Below are 17,104 nucleotides of genomic sequence, written 5' to 3'. Positions count from 1 at the left end.
AAGCGCATAAGAATGCGGTGGCGATCATCCAGGAGCGGATCAACAACTGTGAATAAGTGGGAGTGGGACCAGCGAAATTTTGAAACCAATATCCACATGGGGATAACTCCCCCCTCCCCAGAAAAGGGGCATTGTTGTTTTCCATGTGAAATGTTGGAAGCCGTCACTCCAATTGAACCACTTTGGCTTCGATTCGTTTCCATGCATGACGACCGTCGAAATCCTTGATCAGCTTGAGCACGACCGCGCGACTATGCCGAACAAGCGTCGCCGCGCAATGAAAGAACTCCAGTCGGAATCTTGCAATCGTATAACCCTGATGCATCGGTTCGCAACAATCGCGCTTAAAGCGTTCGAACAAATTGTAGGCCAGCAACTTGATCAGCAGATCGACTTCATTCGCTTCAAAATCACTGGTCGCGATCCGGTCCATGGAAAAACCGTCTTTCGCCTCTTTGATGTAATTTTCCATGCAGCAACGCTGGTTGTAAAAGCGCCATAGGTCAATTGGTTCCCACTCCAGGTTGGTTACAATCGCTTCATACTGCCAGTCCTCGTCGAATACGATGCGGCCTTGACCGTCTTCGCAGACTTGCGTCTTACGAATGACCGCTACGCGACGGGGCTTTTTCCAGGACGTAGCTTTGTAAATCAAAGTGATGCCCTCGATGATCCAGTCCTCGTCGACATAGCGCGTCCAGTAGCGACAAGCCGCCACGTCGCTTGCGAGGCGTTTGGTCCATTTCATTTTGCCGACGTAACCGATCTTGCGGCCTTCCCACAGTTGGTAGAAATCCTCGCCGCCAAAGCCTTTGTCGAACCGGGCGTACGCCACTTGGCGCTCGCCGAGCAGTGCGAAGGTTTGCTGCAAAAAGTCGATTGCGTCGGTTGAAGAATGCGTGTTGCCGGGGCGAAGCCTCGCATTCAGATTCAAGTGGGTTTGCCCTTCAAAAGCCAGCAACGGATGGTAGCTGTTTCGTCCGGGCTTATGCGGATTGGTGCCTTTGGCCGCGCCGGCCTGCTCCCCGTATACCGTCTCCACCGAGGAGTCCAGATCAAGGATTGGCTTGGACGGCAAGCAGAGATGAATGATTTCCATATTCAGCTTGCGCAGTTCCGTCGGGAGCTGCGGGCAGGATCTGCCCAGACGCGCGAGCTCCTTGTACAGCAAACTGTGATGCGGCAGACGGCCTCCCAGAAAACGACAAAGCAACACATCGTGCTGTAACTTGCGGAAATGAAAAATACGCCCGCAGCCCAGCATCCAGCCAACCATTAGATAGAGCAGGATGCGATGAACAGGAAAAATGGCGTTGTGCGCTTTGCCGCCGGAAAGGCGCTGCATGGCCTCGGCGAGCTTGATTTTTTCGAGATAGGCCAAAAAGATTTTGACGCCGCCGAAACTCGTGGCGTTCTGCAGCGAAAATTCGCTCTTGATTTTGCTGACCGGTGTGGTAGACTTCACCTAAAAGGTGCTCCTCTCTTTGGGTGATGTTGTCCTGGACAAACACCATTCTACCAAAGATTTGGAGCCCTTTTTATGTTTTTAATGCGCAGTACTTTCGAAATTCAGGTTAATGAATGCTTCCGTTAATATATTGTGTTTGGGATCTTGATTGATGTATGCAGGAATACGAAAGAAAGATGAAAAATAAGTATAGTTTGCTATTTTCCGTTGATAACTTTCTTTATTGGTACAAATGACAAGTATTTTATCATCCGAGAAAATCCTGACATCGCCATTAATACAAAACCATAAGATGCTCCCATTGAAATACTTCGGCCCCGAATCTTCAACTACTAGTGAAAGTTGATCCTCTTTTTGTGTATTTTTTAGATGATTAATCATAGGGTGATTGGTTTTTGCTGTATTAAAAACAGTTCTAAGGTCTTTATCAAAAGTATACAACCCATTTTCTAAGTAAGCACTCAGTTCTAGTGTTTTGATTTTTTTTTCCATAACCACTTTATTGTAATTTTCAAATTCTTTTGTCATTCGTTACCTCCTTAAATACTTGGATTCATTGAAATAAAGATTATTTCTTTTACCGTTGGATGTAAAGTACTTTTTAACGCTTACTGGAATTGTCAAAAAAATCACACGGAATATTTTGCAGCGAACTCGAACTGCGATTTATCGTTGTCCAAGTTCGAAATGACGAGCAAAGCGGAGAGAGCAGACGAGAATACCGCTTCGATTGTGCAGCGAATCTTTCAATCGGCTGTGGAAGGGCATAGTCCTTACAAAAAATCGGCAGATTGCTTCGGGAAGTAAGGGTACTGGATGATTTGATCTATATTTTAAGTAAGAATGATTTGGATATGAATGGTGTATTTGAACAGGACTAACCTCGTGTTGTGTTTTTTTACTTCGATTCCAATCATCCAATCATATCAGTTACTTATCATCCTTAATTCATTGGTTTTATTTCAATTATATGGAATAATGTCGTAAAGTCTAATGCAAAAAGGAGATGAGACACTGTGGGTTCAAGAATCATGCATCTGATCATCGCTAATAAAATAGCAGGCTATTTGTCGATAGCAGATAAACCGTTATTTTTGCTCGGAGGGATTGCTCCCGACGCGGTCTCGCCCAAGGAGCTGTCTCATTTCTTTCGAGGCGAGCTGCGGGACTATTCCAGAAGCATCGACTATGCAGGATTTCTGGAGCAATACGGCCGGCAGAAAAAGGACTTGTATATTCTCGGCTATTATACGCATTTAATCGCTGATGATTTATGGCTGAGAGGATTTAATCTTCCGTGGTTGAAGAACAGAATGGAGGCGAATCCGGATCTATATCGTTTATATCATAACGATTTTCGATTGCTGAATGGAAAACTGCTGGAATACTACGGCTGTATGGATGAACTGAGAACCATGTTCGGGAATCTTCCTGCCGTCCCGGATTTGCAAGAGGTGAAGGCTGCGGATGTGGCGCAATTAATTCCTTATGTATTGGGCGATATGGAGTACGATAAGGAAGCCATTCATGAAAACCTGAATGTTTTTACATGGGATCAAATCATCGGCTATATCGAGACATCCGTAGATAAAGGACTATTATATGTAAAACCGAACCTGCCATAGCGAATGTGAAAAAGGAGTGTTTAAGCGATGCCATCCCCATACGATTGCATAACCGATTTTATTTTCGTCGAGACGGGGTTGGCCCCGGCCGATGTGATTGTAGTTCCCGGAGGAAGCTATCCCCAATCGATGGAAAAAGCCTCGGCCATGTATAGGCACGGTTTAGCGCCGTATATTTTGCCTTCGGGCGGAGCGAACCCGCGTTTGGAAACGACGGAATGGGAGTTTCTGCGGGATGTCGGCATGGCGCACGGGGTGCCGGAAGCGGCTATTCTAAAAGAGGATCGGGCGCAGAATACGTTTCAGAATGCGCGTTATTCGCTGGAGGTGCTGCGGCAAGCGGGAATCCGCCACGGAAAAGTGATTATGGTCTGCAAGTCATGGCATTCCCGGCGGGCGCTGTTAACTTACCAAACGGCGTTTCCGCAAGAAACGGAGTTTTTTATCGCGCCTGTCAGAGACTCCTTGGGAATCGGCAGGGACAACTGGTTTCTGTCTGAGGAAGGGATACGCCGTACCCTGAAGGAAGTGGAGAAGATCGGCGCCTACTTTGGACGTCAAATCCAGAACTGGGCGAGCTCGCATAGGGATGAAGTTTAGCGAAAAGATCGGTGCCTATCCGCAACTCCATCCATCCGGCAAGCGGCTTCTGTGCAAAATCCCATACGGGAGGCAGCTTGCTGCCGCGCTTCAAGAAAATGGTTATTGTTCACGTTAAACATGGTATAATACGGGAAAAGCCATCTAGGGGAGGATGCCGAATGGGGACCATGTTTCAACGGAATGCGGACGTTCCGCGTTCTTTAACCGTCGCTTTCTTAGGGGACAGTATCACCGATAACGGGCGGTATATCGCCTTGATGCACGCCTATTTCTCCGAGCATATGCCGGATCGGGATGTGCGGCTGATCAATCTTGGCGTCAGCAGCGAGACGGCTTCGGGTCTGAGTGAGCCGGATCATCCGTTTCCGCGGCCTTGCGTGCACGAGCGGCTCGAAGCGGCGCTTCAGGCAAGCCGGCCTGATTGGGTCGTCGTATGCTACGGGATGAACGACGGCATCTATCATCCGTTCTCGGAGGAGCGGTTTGCCGCTTACAAGGACGGGATGAGCCGGTTGATCGCGCAAATTCGCGGAAGCGGGGCGCAGGCGATTGTGATGACGCCGCCTCCGTTCGATGTCCGGTCCGTACGGGGGGAAGTTGTAAGCGGTTCATCGGATGAGGGGGAGATGCCGCAACACCTGCCGTCGTACAGCTGGAAGCAGCCGTACGCTTCCTATGACGACGTGCTGAAGCGGTATGCCGAATGGTGTTTGTCGCTGGGGGAGGAGGCCGATGCGGTCGTGAACATCCGCGATCCGCTGCTCCGGGATATGAAGAAGATGAGGGAGCAAGATCCGGAGTATTCGTCCGGAGACGGCATTCATCCGAACCCTCGCGGTCATTGGGTGATCGCGAAGACGCTGCTCGGCAGACTGTTCAACATTACGCTGGAACGCATGCCGGAGCATGCGCTGCTTGCGGATGCTGAGCTGCCCGAATGGTTCGCGCTCACGTTGCGGCGGCATCGTCTGCTGGGGGCGGCCTGGAAGGAGCATGTCGGTCATACGAATCCGAATAAGGCCGCCGACGCTCTGCCGCTGGCCGAGGCGATGAAGCAGGGCGAGGAGCTGCAGCGGCGGATCGTGGCGCTGGCTGCGGAGTACCATCGCATGACCGATACGAAGGTGTCGGAGTGGAGCGGCTACCCACGGACCGATTTCACGGTCCATGGGCGGGAAGCGATTGTGATCGCTCCGCATGTTCCGGCCGCCGGCCGCCCGTGGATCTGGCGGACGGAGTTTTTCGGCGCCTTCGATTACGCCGACAGGGCGCTGCTCGCGCAGGGCTGGCATATCGCATACTGCCGCCTCAGCCATATGTACGGCTGTCCGGGAGCCGTCGAGCGGATGGAGCGCTTCCGCGAGCAGGTGCGGGAGCGGTTCGCGCTGGCGCCGCAGGCGGCGCTGTTCGGGTTCAGCCGCGGCGGGCTGTACGCGGTCCATTATGCCGCCGCGCATCCCGAGCGGGTGCTGGCGCTCTATCTGGACGCGCCGGTGCTGGACATCCGCAGCTGGCCCGGCGGATTGGGCCAAGGCCCCGGCTCGGCGGCCGAATGGGAGGATTGCCTGGCCGTCTACGGCCTGACGGAGCAAACCGCTCCGCAGTTTGACGGCAATCCGCTGGATCGCCTCCGGCTGATCGCAGAAGCGGGCATCCCGATTTTGCTCATCTCGGGCGACCAAGACGTCGAAGTGCCGATGGAAGAGAACGCGGCGCTGATGGCGTACAGGATGTTGGAGCTCGGAGGCAAGACGACGCTGATCGTCAAGCCCGGCGGAGGGCATCATCCGCACAGCCTGGAGCAGCCGCAGCCGATCGTCGATTTTATAACCGAGGCTTGGAACGGGCGGGTGTAAGGGATATGCCGGGCGAGAACGCTCTGCCAGTAATGGGCTGATAAAGCGGAAGCGGCCGGGAATCGTCAAGATGGAGCTGGAACGGCCGCAGCGGCGGCCTTAATGCAAGAATGTGCTCCGCTTCATAGGTTCCAATCGTAACATCCTGCTCCAAGGCCGGCTTCAAAAACGGCCGTATCCAATGAAAAAGGCAGAACGTATAACGAGTTAATCTCGTTAACGTTCTGCCTTTTTCTCACGGCTTCACCCTGCGTATGATAAGCCGCCTCTTACTAGGGGCAAGCCATCGTGCACAGCTCGAACCGACATAACGCGAACCGGCGGCCGGCGCCAGACACCCGCACTAGGTGCCCGCCGCCATTTTGCCCTGTGAATGTTTGTACAGCTGATTGTAGTAGCCTTGCTTCTCCAGCAGCTGCGTATGATTGCCCTGCTCCACGATCTGCCCTTGACGCATCACGATAATGCGGTCGGCCTGCATGATCGTCGACAGCCGGTGGGCGATGACGAGCGTCGTGCGGCCCGCCGATACGACCTGCAGCGCGGATTGAACGAGCTGCTCGGTCTGCGAATCGAGATTGGCCGTCGCCTCGTCGAGTATAAGAATTTTCGGCTGGAAGACGACGATGCGGGCGAAGGAGATCAGCTGCCGCTCCCCGGCGGACAGCCCGCTGCCGCGCTCGGACAGCTTCGTATCGTAGCCGTCCTTCAACCGCTTGATCAGCGAGTCCGCGCCGACGAACGTACAAGCCTCGATGACCTGCTCGCGCGTGATCGATTCGTCGAATAAGCGGACGTTGTCGACGATAGTGCCGGAATAGAGGAACGGCTCCTGCTGCACGAGGCCGATCATCCGGTGCAGCGTATGCTGCGGAATATCGCGGATATCCGTGCCGTCGATCTGGATGCTGCCCTGCTTGACGTCGTAGAAGCGGCACAGAAGGCTCATCAGCGAGCTTTTGCCTGCGCCGGTCGTTCCGACAATGCCGATCATTTCGCCCGGCCTAATATGCAGATCGAGATCCTGGATGACCGGAATGCCGTCTTGATACCCGAATTGCACGTGATTATAGTCGATGCATCCCTTCACCTCGGCAAGGTCGATCTTGGCCGGCGTCTCCGAATCTTGAATGTCCGGCTGAATGGAGAAAATCCGGTGCAGCCGATCCATCGACACCGTCGTCGACTGCAGCGTATTCCACTGCTGGGTGATGGAGTTGATCGGCTGGAAAAACTGCCGAATGTACGTAATAAAAGCGTACAGCACCCCGAATTCGATCGTATGATGAAATACGGCGAGCCCGCCGATCCAAGTCAGGAAGGCGACGGACAAGTTGCCCAAAATGTCGAAGGAGCGGTTAAACAGCACGTTAGTGCGGATTTCCCGCAGGTTGGCCCGGTAATACCGGGTGTTCTGGTCCGTGAACCGCTTCTCCTGCTCTTTCTCCTGGTGGAACGCCTGGATCAGATTCATCCCCGCCAAATTTTCCGCGATGAAGGCGATCAGGCGCGACAGCTGGGTGCGCGTAATCTGATACGTCTTGCGCATGTACGAGCGAAAGCCGATAGCGATGCCGGCAATGATAGGGAGCAGAATCATGCTGTAGCCCGCCAGCACCGGATCGAGATGGAACATCATCAGGATGATGAAGACAAGGGTCATCCCGTCGCGGATCAGGCTCAAGAACACCTGCGTAAAAAACTGGTTCAGCGACTCCGTATCGCTGGATACATGCGTTACCAGCGAGCCGCTCTGGAACCGGTCGAAGAATGGCATCGACAGCTTGCTTATATGCTCGAACAGCTCTTTGCGGATGCGGCCGACGATGCTCTGGCCCGTATACTGCAGCAGATTGTTCTGCACGTAAGTGAACACCAAGCTGATAACGGAGAGCGCCAGATAGACGCCGCAGATGAGAAGCAGCATGCTGAAATCGTTTTTCCCGATCAGCAGGTTGTTGTCGATAGCGATTTTCACCAGGTAAGGCTGCAGCAAATCGGCGGCGATGACGAGCATCGTACAGCAGAAGATGATCAGGAACTTCCAGCGATGCGGCTTCGCGTAAGCGAGCGTTGCGCGGAAGGCGGCCCGCCGATCTTCCTTGCTGACGTTATAGGCGCTGCTGATCTCGTCCTGCGGCTTCATATTACCGATTTCCTTCGGCATAACGGGTTCCCTCCTCCTGGATGGAATAGAGCTTCGCGTAAATCCCGTCCTCGGCCATCAGCTGATGGTGAGTTCCTCGCTGCACGATCGTTCCCTCATCCATGACGATAATCTCATCGGCATGCTTAATGGCGCTAATGCGATGCGCGATAATAATCGTCGTTTTATTTTTGCGGTTCAGCCGCAGGTTTTCGATAATTTTGGTTTCGGTTACGGCATCTACCGCGCTTACGCTGTCGTCCAGGATCAGAATCGGCGCGTTCTTAATGAAGCCGCGGGCCAGGCTGGTCCGCTGTCTCTGTCCTCCGGACAAAGTGACGCCGCGCTCCCCGAGCTTCGTTTCGAACTGGTCGGGGAACTCCATAATATTATCGTAAATTTGCGCCTGCTTGGATGCTTTGGCTACATGCTCGAAGGCGGTATCCCGCTGATGGAAGGCGATATTGTCGCGAATCGTCGTGCTGAACAAGAAGCCGTCCTGCGGCACGTAAGCGATATCGCTGCGCAAGCTTTCCAGCGTAATCGTGCGGATATCCTCATTCCCGATCTGGATCGTTCCTGCGGGCGGATCGTAAATCCGCAGCAAGAGCTTCACCAGCGTCGTTTTGCCGCTGCCGGTTTTGCCGATAATGCCGACGGTTTTCCCGGGAGCAATTGTCAGATCAATATCGCGCAGCGCCGCCTTGGACGAATCCGGGTATGCAAACGTTAAACCTTTGATGCGGATGCCTGCCGATTGCAGCTGCAGCGGCTTGGCCTGCGGATTTTCCTGAATATCGGCCTGCACGGCAAGCAGGTTGTTAATTCTCTCCAGAGAGGCGCGCGACCGCTGCATCGTGTTGATAACGTTGCCAATTTGTTGCAGCGGGTTAACCATCATACGCAAGTACAAGGTCAATGAGACGAAATTTCCCAAAGAAATTTGATGCTGAATGGTCAAATAACCGCCGAACAAGATCGAGACGATCAGCGACAACGCTCCGAGAAACGGCAGCACCGCCTGAAACAACGACGACATTCTTACGAGCCGCAGCTGGTTTTCAATGATCGCGTCGACCGTCTGGCCGAACCGGTTCCTCATGATGCTCTCAACCGCAAACTTTTTCGTGACCCGGATTCCTCCGAACTGTTCTTCCGCCGATTCGGTCATTTTGGCCAAAGATTCTTGAACCTTCATCGATCGATTGCGAATGGCCGGTCCGAAATAGACGACGACGACCGGAATGGCGAGCAAGGGGATAATACAGGTCCCGATCAAGTACAGCGGAATGTCGCTCAGCGCCATCATCACGATAACGGACACAAGCAGGATGACGGCGTTCGTCGTTTGGTTGAAGCCGATCGAGATCGATTCCCTGACGCTTGTAACATCGTTCATGACATAGCTGAGCAGCCGCCCGATTCCGTTTTTGGAGTAATAGTTTTCGCTGAGCGCGGTGAAATGGCGAAACAGGCGCCTGCGCGTGAAAAATTCAAAGCGTCGTCCGAGCCGCATGACCGTGTATTGGCCTACTCCGACCAAAATTCCGTAGATCAGCCCGATAGCCAGCAGCATCAAGCTGTAATCTTCGATGACCGCCACTGTAATGCCGTCCGATTGCAGCTGATCGGTGAAGTCCCCGAGTACTTTGGGATAGTAGGACTGTGTGATGTTTGCAATGCTGATGAACAGAAGGGCCAGCACGTAAAAATACCAGTGAGCTTTGACATAATCCGATAGCAATCGCCGATCTTTCAATAACTCCACATCCTGTTAGTTTGTTCGCCCCGATGAGCCGCTGCAGATCGTTCTTCCCGGTAAAGCGGCAAAGCGTCAAGCGGTTGAAAATGATGCCCGCGAGCTTCATCGGTAGACGTATTGTTCAATTATACTTCGGCAACCTAAATATTTCATCTGCGTTCAGCCTACGCCAGCAGTTGTTTTTCCCGCGATAGCCGGAGAATAAGAATAGAATCCCCATCATTCTTCCATTATCTCCTTTTTACGGCTATTCTTCGTTAGTTCCGTTTCCCGGGCCGGGTTCAGATTTAACGGATAAAGGGGAATATTCGGGCTGTATACGAGAGAATCGGCGGGCGTGTCGAAATAGGAGGTGCTTGTTATGACTTCGGCATCTCCGATCAGAAAGACGGACGCGCTGCCGACCCCGCCGACTTTGATATTTCCTACATGAATGCATTTATTGTTCACGGTCATCTTCATTGTTCGTTCTCTCCTTTGCAAATGGATGAATACATGGAAACCTGAGTCATAAAATACATTAAGGACGTTATACCGGGGATCAGGCCAGGCTGCCCTGCTGTCCGAATCACTTTTACCGCCCTTGCAGGGAACGGGCGTACTCCGCGAGAGAAGGAGCGCTGCGTTCCTCTAAAGGTCCAAAAGGATGTCGTGTATGCCGGCCATTGTGGGTGCTATCAACGTCAATGCTGTCAACGGTGTGTTTAATGTAGGCGACGTCGGAACCATCGCTCCCACCACCTATAGTAAAACATATGCCGGAGGAGGATCGTTCAATTCCGGCGATACGTTGAATATCAACAACTTGCCCAGCGTCATCAATGTGTACGGTTCCGAAGCATTCGAGCAGCTGAATGTCAGCCGCCGCCAGTCAGATCAAGGGGTCCGGGAGGAGGATAAAAGGAAATGAATTTCTTCATTCAGCAACATATCGTCATCCATACGTTCAAAGTGGATGCGATCTCAAATTCATCGGTGCTGCAAATCGGCAGCGCGGGCATTATCAAGCCTGTCTCCCATCTCTACAATACGGGAGGCTTCACCGGGCCCGCGCCCGCCGCGGGACCGATTCCTTTTATCCCTTTGTCGGAACCGAGAATATAGCTATAAGCATCGTTAATTATGCTCGATCGAGAGGCGGTCTCCAAGCGATTATTGCGGGAAAGGTTGAATGATATGTACTACTTGAACCCGGATTTGATGCGTTATATGCAGCAGATTCAAGAATGCTTGAATGTTCAGAGCCAGCAAATCGAGCAAATGAACGCTAAAATTCAAGAGATGGATAAGGAAATCAAGGAATTGAAAAGCAAACCCGCGCAGCCCCCCGTGATCCGCAACGAATACCGTTTCGATCTGTTCAAAGTGGAGAAACTGGAAGGGACGCTCAACATCGGACTGAATCCGAATCCCGGCAAGGACGATTCGTCCATCGATGAATTCACCGTCGGGCAGACGCTGCAAACGCCGGATCAGGCGGAGCCGCAAAACGAGCAAATGTTTCAGGACATCCAAGAGCAGGTCGGCGATTATTTAAACTCCGATGCGTACAGGGTTCTTCAATCGATTGAACGTCAATACCGTTATCCGCTCGATGAGCCTTACCGCAAATTTATTGTCGAGGACGTCCGCAAGCAAATCGACAAACGTATCCGCTATTATTTGAGCAAATACCCGGATTCATCCGAAAACGTACAGGAAGCGATTATCGAAGAAGTGAAACGGGATATAGAGAAGACATTTGAGGCGTTTATTCAAAATTTGCCCAAAAAGGGGGACTGGAACTGAGATGGAATTTACCGTTATTAACGGCGAACTCGTCGTGGACTATGCAGACGTTACGTATGTGAGCACTTCGTCTACTTTTATGATAGGAGATATCCGGAGCATCGCTTTGTCCAGCGCGTTCGATACGCCTCCCGAGAAGGTGATCATCGGAGTGACCATCCCGATTATCGGATAAATCAGCGAGAGGGGCGAAGCGGGCATGCAGCAGAGAATATCTTGCGTTGGAACGCTTCATGTCAACACGGTGGGGGATGTGACGGCTCTAGAGGTCGGCGATACGGAGCGGCTTTCTCCCTCCAATTATACGATCGCGGTTCAGCGGGAGAAAGCGATCTTTCTGGAGAGCGAATTCGATTTCGCCGATTATAATATATTTTACCAGCCGCTCATTCCGCCGGACCCGCGGGAGCCGCTTATTATGAACCGCATTAACATGTGCCCCAATATTACCGTCCGCAAGGTCAATGTGTTTCTTACGTCGGCATCCGCCATCGTTCATATCGGTTCGAGCCAAAGCTTGAAAGCCCAGTCACGCATTAAACATATCCGGCATCTACTGAGAGAAAGACCCGTATGACGGGTTGAACAGGACGGGAGGGGGCTCACTTGCCAGCTATCGTACAGTCGGTCAACATCAACAGCAACTCCGGTACGGTGAATTTCGGAGATACGCTCAGCATTTCGCCGACGACCAATTCCAAGCAGGTTAGCGGACAAGGCGGGAGCAATACGGGCAATGTGGTCAACACGTTAAACGGAGTGAGCATTAACAACGTATCGGATGCGGCACTGCTGGATCAGCCGACCGTTGCGGTTTAATCTTCATTTTCGCGAGTCATCACGGGTGAAAGGGGACTCCCTGATGGATAAAAATCATAATCCGCTAAACGGCTTCGACTGGAAGCAATTCGAGCAGTCGTTCGGCAGCCAAATGAATGAGCTGTCCCAGCAGTGGAGAGGGGCTCCGACCTGGGTGGAGGACTATGTTCGCAACGTATTGGAGCAGACGCTTCCGAATACCGATTATGCCGCCCGCACCGGCCCTTATCAGACGGAAATCGAGGAAACGCATCAGCATGTCCGGGTGAACATCCAGGTTCCGGACCCGAACACGGCCAAGCAATTGAAAGTCTACGTCGCTCCGAGGCAGATGAAGATAGAGTATAAGGGCGAGCATGGGATTCAGCTGATCCGGCTGCCCCAGCTTGTCATACCGTCCAGCTGCAAAGCCGTGTATAAGGAAGGCATCCTGCAAATACATATTCGCAAGGATGATATGGATGAGCAGTTTCGGGAAGTGGATATCCGGTTTATGTAACCGTGGACAGCGTACGTAAAAGTCATATGAAAGCTGCGTCCTGGCTGTTAGGCAAGCCAGCAATCAGGATGCAGCTTCTTTTTTCTTCCCGTTCGTCAGATGCCGGGCGGCCGCTCCCCGGCTTGTTCCGGCTAAGCGCGGCTAATGCAGTACAGACGTCCGGACGCTTCCCAAATTTCACCCGGTTCCAGCGCGAACAAGCCGATTTGCTCGGAAGGCAGCTGAACCGAAGGGGCGTTCACCAGATTAATTTGCGGTTCCGGGCAGAAAAACCCTTCCGTCGCATTATTGTTCCAGATCATCCAATGCTTGAACGCCGTGCCTACGTCATATACCAGCGTAACCCCGGCGCGGGTGTCCGTAAGTTCCATCCGGTTGCGCCCTTGCTGCGGCACAGCCGTGTAATGATTGTCCATCGCTTCGAAGAACGGCGAAATGCCGGTCGACTTCATTCGCTCTTCATCCGGTGTAAGCTCCTGATAGCGCCCGGTCGGCAGCATTCGTTCGTTTAGCTCCCAGCGCTGGCCGGTAGTCATGGTAAAGCGGTAATCGGCCGCCGTGCTGCCGGTCGCGAAAGGCGCGTTGATCGACGTATGGAAGGCGAGCAGGCAAGGCATGGATTCACCGCCGTCATTGCGCACCGCGACCTGCTGCTGAAGCCCGAGCTCGGATAAGGTGTAGCTAAGGCGTATCGTAAATTCATGAGGGAAATAGCGGTAAACCGGATGCTCTGCGTCCACCTTCTGGACAAGCGTAACGCGGCTTGCCGCCTTGTCTGCGCCAAAGTGCTCTACCGACCAAGGAATATTATGCAAAAATCCGTGCAGATGGTTGCCTGTGCTCGGTTCATTCACCGGAAACTCGTAGCATTTGCCGTTCCAGGGAAATTTGCCGTCCTCGTACCGGTTGGGAGGGAACAGTACAGGAATGCCGTGAATGATCGGCTTTTCTTTAAAGGATTCCATCTCCTCGGGAGTCGGTTCATGCAGGAAACGGTACTGCTTGTCCGTATCGCGGAAAGCGATCAGATTGCCGCCGATTTCGGGAAGGACCGCCGCTTCATATCGGCCGTATGTCAGCCAGATGGCCCGTTCTCCTTGGTAAAGCCCCTCATATGCGTTGGATTCAGTCGTGACCATATATGCCTCCTGTTTTCATTAGGTAAATATTGCTACTTCAGCATACCATAACGGGCCCTTTTGAAACCATACAAATATGTAGGGAAAAGGGAAACGAAATCCCCGACGGCAAGGGTACTAGATCAATATAGTACTATTCATCAGCGAGAGGCGTTATACAATAGAGGTAGCAATGACTACGACAAGTCGGTGAGCCATGATGGATATGAAGGAACGCATAGCCTTGTTAAGACAGCACGAGCCTGATTGCTACGGCGCGTGCTTGTATTTGCTGCAATCCGAGCAAATGGCGTGCGAAGCGGCTCAGCATGCGCTGTGCGCTCTCGCGCGTTCGGACGCTTTTTTTACCGCGGACGCCAAGACTCGCTCCGTTCTCCTCCGCAAGCAAGCGATGCAATCCTCCCTGCAGATTAAAAAGCAAACACTGCATTCCGCTATGGCGTAACGCCGTTCTCCCGCTGCCATGCTAATGCCGCCGTCATCCGCTTTCTCCTTTCCCGGCTGCGGGCAAAGTAATGATAAAGGCGGTCCCGGCCAGAGGGTTGCTCGACACGGAAATTTGCCCCCCTATGGCATGAATGACTTGATAGGAATAGGTGAGGCCGAGCCCGGTGCCGTTGGATTTGGTCGAGAAATAGATGGAGCCCAGCCGTTTGATCTGCTCCTCGCTCATCCCGGCGCCGTTGTCCTTGATCAGAAGTTTGACGGATTTCTCCTCGGCCTTCAGCTTGAGAATCACTCGGCCCCCGTGCGTGTCGGAGCAGGCTTCGACGGCGTTTTTGACAAAATTGACGAGCAGCTGCTTGATTTCATCGGGATTGGCAAGCACATGAAACGATCCTGGAGCCGGTTCGGGCTCTGCGTCGCGAAGGATCAATTCTACATTATACATAGTGGCATACGGGGTCATGACATTATAAACGGCCTGCAGCTGCTCGGACAGATCCACTCGCTCTCTCCGTTCGGTAAACGGTTTGGTAATGGCCAAATATTCCGAAAGAATGGACTCGGTTCTTTGAATTTCGTCGAGACTGATCCGGATGTACTGCTCGGTCTTATGAGGGTCGTGCGGATTTCGGCTCATCAGTGTCAGGAAGCCCTTGACCGCGGTGAGCGGGTTACGCACTTCATGGGCGAGGGAGGCGGCGACATGGCTCATAGCCTCAATCTTCTCGTTGCGGGCATGCTTGATGAACATGTCTTTATCCGATACGGACTTGCTGAACAAGGACATGAGCAGCAGGATGCCGAGCAAATTTTGAACCGGAATAGCCAAAATGTGGAAAATCCAATGAGCAGTGACATAATGAGGGAAGAACGCATACGCAAGCGCCAACGGAATCAGCGAGAACAGACATCCGGCGGTAGCGGTGACGAGCGTCTGGCGGGTTGTCGTGCGGTACAGTCTGCTCAGCAGCAAAGAGATGAAAAATACACAGAGGAGAATCAGCATACCGACCCATGTGCCTTCGCCCCCGAGGTATAACCGGTAGAGCACGAATTCCGCCAGCAGCACGACCCCTGTGAACGTCCCCCCGAACACAAGCCCGAAAAAAACGATGACATAACGGATATCGAAAATGACCCCGTCCACGACGCTGTTGGCGAACGTCATCGATACCAGCAGACAGATGGAGCTGGTGACCGTAATGAACGACCGGCTGTAGTTTGTCAGTTTATCCCGGTAATAGATGTTGAACGACACGAAGGGAATGAGCGCAAAAAACAGCTGCAGCATCATATTTTTTAATAAAATGATCAAACAAACCCACCGTCCATTGATAAGCTTCGCGACCATACATAGAATCATTCGACGCCGCACCGCCTTCCCCTTTTTTTTGGTCCGGGGATGTTAGGCAAAGAGAGGATCGGCAAAGGCGATCTCTCAAGAAATTTGTAGCTGTTTTCCTTTTGCTGGGGTATAATGGAAACTCTTTAATCCAATTCATAAGGAGTGGTTCGTTCATGGCACTTTCCAGACCTCTTCTACGCGTCAGACCCGAGTCGGTCGGCATAGCTCCCTCGTCCGTCACTGATTTTATGAAAGCGGCAAGCGACAGTCCGACCGGTCTGCACAGCTTCATGCTGCTAAGGCACGGACGAGTGGCGGCTGAAGCTCATTGGCGTCCCTACGATTCTGCGCTACGGCATATGCTGTTTTCCTTGAGCAAAAGCTTTACGTCGACGGCGATCGGACTCGCCGTTGCCGAACGGCTGCTGACTGTCGACGACGCGGTGATCTCCTTCTTTCCGGAGAAGCGCTTGAACGACGGCCCGAATATGCGGGCGATGCGGGTAAGGCATCTGCTCTCCATGTCGACGGGGCATGCCGAAGATGCGATGGGACGTTTAAGAGGGGCGGAGGACGGGGATTGGGTCCAATCGTTCCTGAGTCTGGAAGTGGAGCATGAGCCGGGCACTCGCTTTGTATACAACAGCGGGGCGAGCTATATGCTGTCGGCCATTATTCAGCGGGTTACGGGGCAGCCGCTGCTCGACTATTTGCAACCGAGATTGCTTGCGCCCCTGGGCATTGACGGAGCCGAATGGGAAACATGCCCGCGTGGTATTCACGCGGGAGGCTGGGGGCTCAGCCTGATGACGGAAGACATCGCCCGGTTCGGCCAGCTGTATTTGCAGCAAGGACAGTGGGAAGGCGCACAGCTGTTGCCCAAGGCTTGGGTCAAGGAAGCGACCTCGCGCCATATCGCTAACGGAGACGGCGGAGAGAGCGACTGGAAGCAGGGCTACGGCTATCAGTTCTGGATATGCCGCCATGGGGCCTATAGAGGCGACGGGGCTTACGGGCAGTTCTGCGTCGTGCTGCCGGAGCAAGAGGCGGTCATTGCGATTACGTCCGGAGTGCGGAAAAATCTCCAGGACGTACTGGATCTGGTCTGGACGCATCTCCTGCCGGGAATGAAGCAAGGCGAGCTTCCGCCTGACGACGAACAATTCGGCATCATGACCGACACGGCGCAATCGCTGGCTTACGCTCCGCTGCAATCCGATTTGAAAACGGATACAGCCGCAAAGGTGTCCGGGGCAGCCTACGTTATGGATGCCAACGACCATTATAAGACCATCTCGTTCCGGTTTGAGCCGGATTTATGCCGCATCGCTTACACGAACGGCGCAGGCGAGCATCAGATTCAATGCGGAATGGGCCGCTGGGCGATAGAGCGGAGTCCTCTCGATTCCTATCCGATGATGGCGGCGAGCGGTCAATGGCTTGAGGCCGATACGTTCGAGATGGAGTGGCGCCGCATTGAGACGCCCTTTATCATTCATGCGGTCTGCAAATTCGCCGGGGACCGCGCATCGATTCAAATACGGCATCAAGTCAACAAAATTGATGTCGGCGAGCCGATCTTACTGGCAGGAACAAAGGAGCGATAA

Annotated in this window: 19 protein-coding genes; 12 read left to right on the top strand and 7 right to left on the bottom strand. The window is 53.0% G+C overall.

The genetic code is table 11. From position 1 onward, the window contains the following. Positions 1-163: 163 nt before the first annotated feature. Complete coding sequence (locus tag SK3146_RS06630) at positions 164-1,465, bottom strand: IS1380 family transposase (protein WP_024982794.1); 1,302 nt, start codon at positions 1,463-1,465, stop codon at positions 164-166. Between the two features lie 81 nt (positions 1,466-1,546). Then, positions 1,547-1,996 (bottom strand): hypothetical protein, encoded by a 450-nt coding sequence (locus SK3146_RS06625; RefSeq protein WP_249864340.1) that lies wholly within the window; start codon positions 1,994-1,996, stop codon positions 1,547-1,549. 488 nt (positions 1,997-2,484) lie between these two features. Here SK3146_RS06625 and SK3146_RS06620 point away from each other — a divergent pair, with 488 nt between their 5' ends. From SK3146_RS06620 to SK3146_RS06610, 3 genes are all read left to right on the top strand, one after another. Further along, the gene (locus SK3146_RS06620) at positions 2,485-3,093 is read left to right on the top strand and encodes a zinc dependent phospholipase C family protein (RefSeq protein ID WP_249864339.1); all 609 of its coding nucleotides are present in this window, start codon (positions 2,485-2,487) and stop codon (positions 3,091-3,093) included. A gap of 27 nt (positions 3,094-3,120) precedes the next feature. Beyond that, positions 3,121-3,693: a YdcF family protein gene (locus SK3146_RS06615; protein ID WP_249864338.1), complete on the top strand. Its 573-nt coding sequence runs from the start codon at positions 3,121-3,123 to the stop codon at positions 3,691-3,693. Positions 3,694-3,854: 161 nt separating this feature from the next. Beyond that, positions 3,855-5,552 carry an alpha/beta fold hydrolase gene (locus SK3146_RS06610; RefSeq protein WP_249864337.1) on the top strand — a complete coding sequence of 566 codons (1,698 nt, stop codon included), beginning with the start codon at positions 3,855-3,857 and terminating at the stop codon, positions 5,550-5,552. Positions 5,553-5,895: 343 nt separating this feature from the next. Here the strand turns inward: SK3146_RS06610 and SK3146_RS06605 are convergent, their stop codons facing one another. The 3 genes from SK3146_RS06605 to SK3146_RS06595 form a co-directional block, all read right to left on the bottom strand. Continuing rightward, positions 5,896-7,719: an ABC transporter ATP-binding protein gene (locus SK3146_RS06605; RefSeq protein WP_434006861.1), complete on the bottom strand. Its 1,824-nt coding sequence runs from the start codon at positions 7,717-7,719 to the stop codon at positions 5,896-5,898. After that, positions 7,700-9,457 (bottom strand): ABC transporter ATP-binding protein, encoded by a 1,758-nt coding sequence (locus SK3146_RS06600; RefSeq protein ID WP_249864336.1) that lies wholly within the window; start codon positions 9,455-9,457, stop codon positions 7,700-7,702. Before SK3146_RS06600 ends, SK3146_RS06605 begins: the two co-directional genes overlap by 20 nt. A gap of 222 nt (positions 9,458-9,679) precedes the next feature. Further along, a complete protein-coding gene (locus tag SK3146_RS06595) occupies positions 9,680-9,922 on the bottom strand; it encodes a hypothetical protein (protein ID WP_310944679.1) in 243 nt (80 codons plus the stop codon). Positions 9,923-10,115: 193 nt separating this feature from the next. Here SK3146_RS06595 and SK3146_RS06590 point away from each other — a divergent pair, with 193 nt between their 5' ends. Genes SK3146_RS06590 through SK3146_RS06560 form a run of 7 tightly spaced genes read left to right on the top strand, consistent with a single transcriptional unit; the run spans position 10,116 to position 12,566 of the window. After that, complete coding sequence (locus SK3146_RS06590; RefSeq protein ID WP_249864335.1) at positions 10,116-10,370, top strand: spore germination protein; 255 nt, start codon at positions 10,116-10,118, stop codon at positions 10,368-10,370. Next, positions 10,367-10,564: a spore germination protein GerPB gene (locus SK3146_RS06585; protein WP_249864334.1), complete on the top strand. Its 198-nt coding sequence runs from the start codon at positions 10,367-10,369 to the stop codon at positions 10,562-10,564. The genes SK3146_RS06590 and SK3146_RS06585 overlap by 4 nt, the downstream gene beginning before the upstream one ends. Before the next feature lie 18 nt (positions 10,565-10,582). Next, positions 10,583-11,248, top strand: a complete 666-nt coding sequence (gene gerPC, locus SK3146_RS06580) for a spore germination protein GerPC (RefSeq protein ID WP_249864333.1) — start codon at positions 10,583-10,585, stop codon at positions 11,246-11,248. Position 11,249: 1 nt separating this feature from the next. Continuing rightward, a complete protein-coding gene (locus SK3146_RS06575) occupies positions 11,250-11,423 on the top strand; it encodes a spore gernimation protein GerPD (protein ID WP_249864332.1) in 174 nt (57 codons plus the stop codon). A 24-nt stretch (positions 11,424-11,447) separates the two neighbouring features. Then, positions 11,448-11,825, top strand: a complete 378-nt coding sequence (locus tag SK3146_RS06570; protein WP_249864331.1) for a spore germination protein GerPE — start codon at positions 11,448-11,450, stop codon at positions 11,823-11,825. A 29-nt stretch (positions 11,826-11,854) separates the two neighbouring features. Further along, positions 11,855-12,067, top strand: coding sequence for a spore germination protein (locus SK3146_RS06565; protein WP_249864330.1), 213 nt, complete (start codon positions 11,855-11,857; stop codon positions 12,065-12,067). A 43-nt stretch (positions 12,068-12,110) separates the two neighbouring features. Then, positions 12,111-12,566 (top strand): Hsp20/alpha crystallin family protein, encoded by a 456-nt coding sequence (locus tag SK3146_RS06560; RefSeq protein WP_249864329.1) that lies wholly within the window; start codon positions 12,111-12,113, stop codon positions 12,564-12,566. A gap of 131 nt (positions 12,567-12,697) precedes the next feature. Here SK3146_RS06560 and SK3146_RS06555 read toward each other — a convergent pair whose 3' ends face one another. Continuing rightward, complete coding sequence (locus SK3146_RS06555) at positions 12,698-13,705, bottom strand: aldose 1-epimerase (RefSeq protein WP_249864328.1); 1,008 nt, start codon at positions 13,703-13,705, stop codon at positions 12,698-12,700. Positions 13,706-13,910: 205 nt separating this feature from the next. On the opposite strand from SK3146_RS06555, the gene SK3146_RS06550 reads away from it, so the two are divergent. Continuing rightward, positions 13,911-14,150, top strand: coding sequence for a hypothetical protein (locus SK3146_RS06550; protein ID WP_249864327.1), 240 nt, complete (start codon positions 13,911-13,913; stop codon positions 14,148-14,150). A gap of 33 nt (positions 14,151-14,183) precedes the next feature. Here the strand turns inward: SK3146_RS06550 and SK3146_RS06545 are convergent, their stop codons facing one another. Then, a complete protein-coding gene (locus tag SK3146_RS06545) occupies positions 14,184-15,503 on the bottom strand; it encodes an ATP-binding protein (RefSeq protein WP_249864326.1) in 1,320 nt (439 codons plus the stop codon). Between the two features lie 167 nt (positions 15,504-15,670). Between SK3146_RS06545 and SK3146_RS06540 the strand changes: the two genes are divergently transcribed. Continuing rightward, positions 15,671-17,104, top strand: coding sequence for a serine hydrolase domain-containing protein (locus SK3146_RS06540; protein WP_249864325.1), 1,434 nt, complete (start codon positions 15,671-15,673; stop codon positions 17,102-17,104).

Source organism: Paenibacillus konkukensis, from assembly GCF_023523925.1.
In the GTDB taxonomy this organism is placed as follows: domain Bacteria; phylum Bacillota; class Bacilli; order Paenibacillales; family NBRC-103111; genus Paenibacillus_S; species Paenibacillus_S doosanensis.
Note: the sequence above shows the minus strand (reverse complement) of the source record. Positions and strands in the feature narration are given on the sequence as shown.

What these genes read in the sequence shown, in the direction of transcription:
- SK3146_RS06625 (WP_249864340.1), bottom strand. Translation starts at nt 1,996, where the DNA reads ATGACAAAAGAATTTGAAAATTACAATAAAGTGGTTATGGAAAAAAAA.
- SK3146_RS06615 (WP_249864338.1), top strand. Translation starts at nt 3,121, where the DNA reads ATGCCATCCCCATACGATTGCATAACCGATTTTATTTTCGTCGAGACG.
- SK3146_RS06610 (WP_249864337.1), top strand. Translation starts at nt 3,855, where the DNA reads ATGGGGACCATGTTTCAACGGAATGCGGACGTTCCGCGTTCTTTAACC.
- SK3146_RS06605 (WP_434006861.1), bottom strand. Translation starts at nt 7,719, where the DNA reads ATGCCGAAGGAAATCGGTAATATGAAGCCGCAGGACGAGATCAGCAGC.
- SK3146_RS06595 (WP_310944679.1), bottom strand. Translation starts at nt 9,922, where the DNA reads ATGAAGATGACCGTGAACAATAAATGCATTCATGTAGGAAATATCAAA.
- SK3146_RS06590 (WP_249864335.1), top strand. Translation starts at nt 10,116, where the DNA reads ATGCCGGCCATTGTGGGTGCTATCAACGTCAATGCTGTCAACGGTGTG.
- SK3146_RS06585 (WP_249864334.1), top strand. Translation starts at nt 10,367, where the DNA reads ATGAATTTCTTCATTCAGCAACATATCGTCATCCATACGTTCAAAGTG.
- gerPC (WP_249864333.1), top strand. Translation starts at nt 10,583, where the DNA reads ATGCTCGATCGAGAGGCGGTCTCCAAGCGATTATTGCGGGAAAGGTTG.
- SK3146_RS06575 (WP_249864332.1), top strand. Translation starts at nt 11,250, where the DNA reads ATGGAATTTACCGTTATTAACGGCGAACTCGTCGTGGACTATGCAGAC.
- SK3146_RS06570 (WP_249864331.1), top strand. Translation starts at nt 11,448, where the DNA reads ATGCAGCAGAGAATATCTTGCGTTGGAACGCTTCATGTCAACACGGTG.
- SK3146_RS06560 (WP_249864329.1), top strand. Translation starts at nt 12,111, where the DNA reads ATGGATAAAAATCATAATCCGCTAAACGGCTTCGACTGGAAGCAATTC.
- SK3146_RS06555 (WP_249864328.1), bottom strand. Translation starts at nt 13,705, where the DNA reads ATGGTCACGACTGAATCCAACGCATATGAGGGGCTTTACCAAGGAGAA.
- SK3146_RS06550 (WP_249864327.1), top strand. Translation starts at nt 13,911, where the DNA reads ATGAAGGAACGCATAGCCTTGTTAAGACAGCACGAGCCTGATTGCTAC.
- SK3146_RS06545 (WP_249864326.1), bottom strand. Translation starts at nt 15,503, where the DNA reads ATGGTCGCGAAGCTTATCAATGGACGGTGGGTTTGTTTGATCATTTTA.
- SK3146_RS06540 (WP_249864325.1), top strand. Translation starts at nt 15,671, where the DNA reads ATGGCACTTTCCAGACCTCTTCTACGCGTCAGACCCGAGTCGGTCGGC.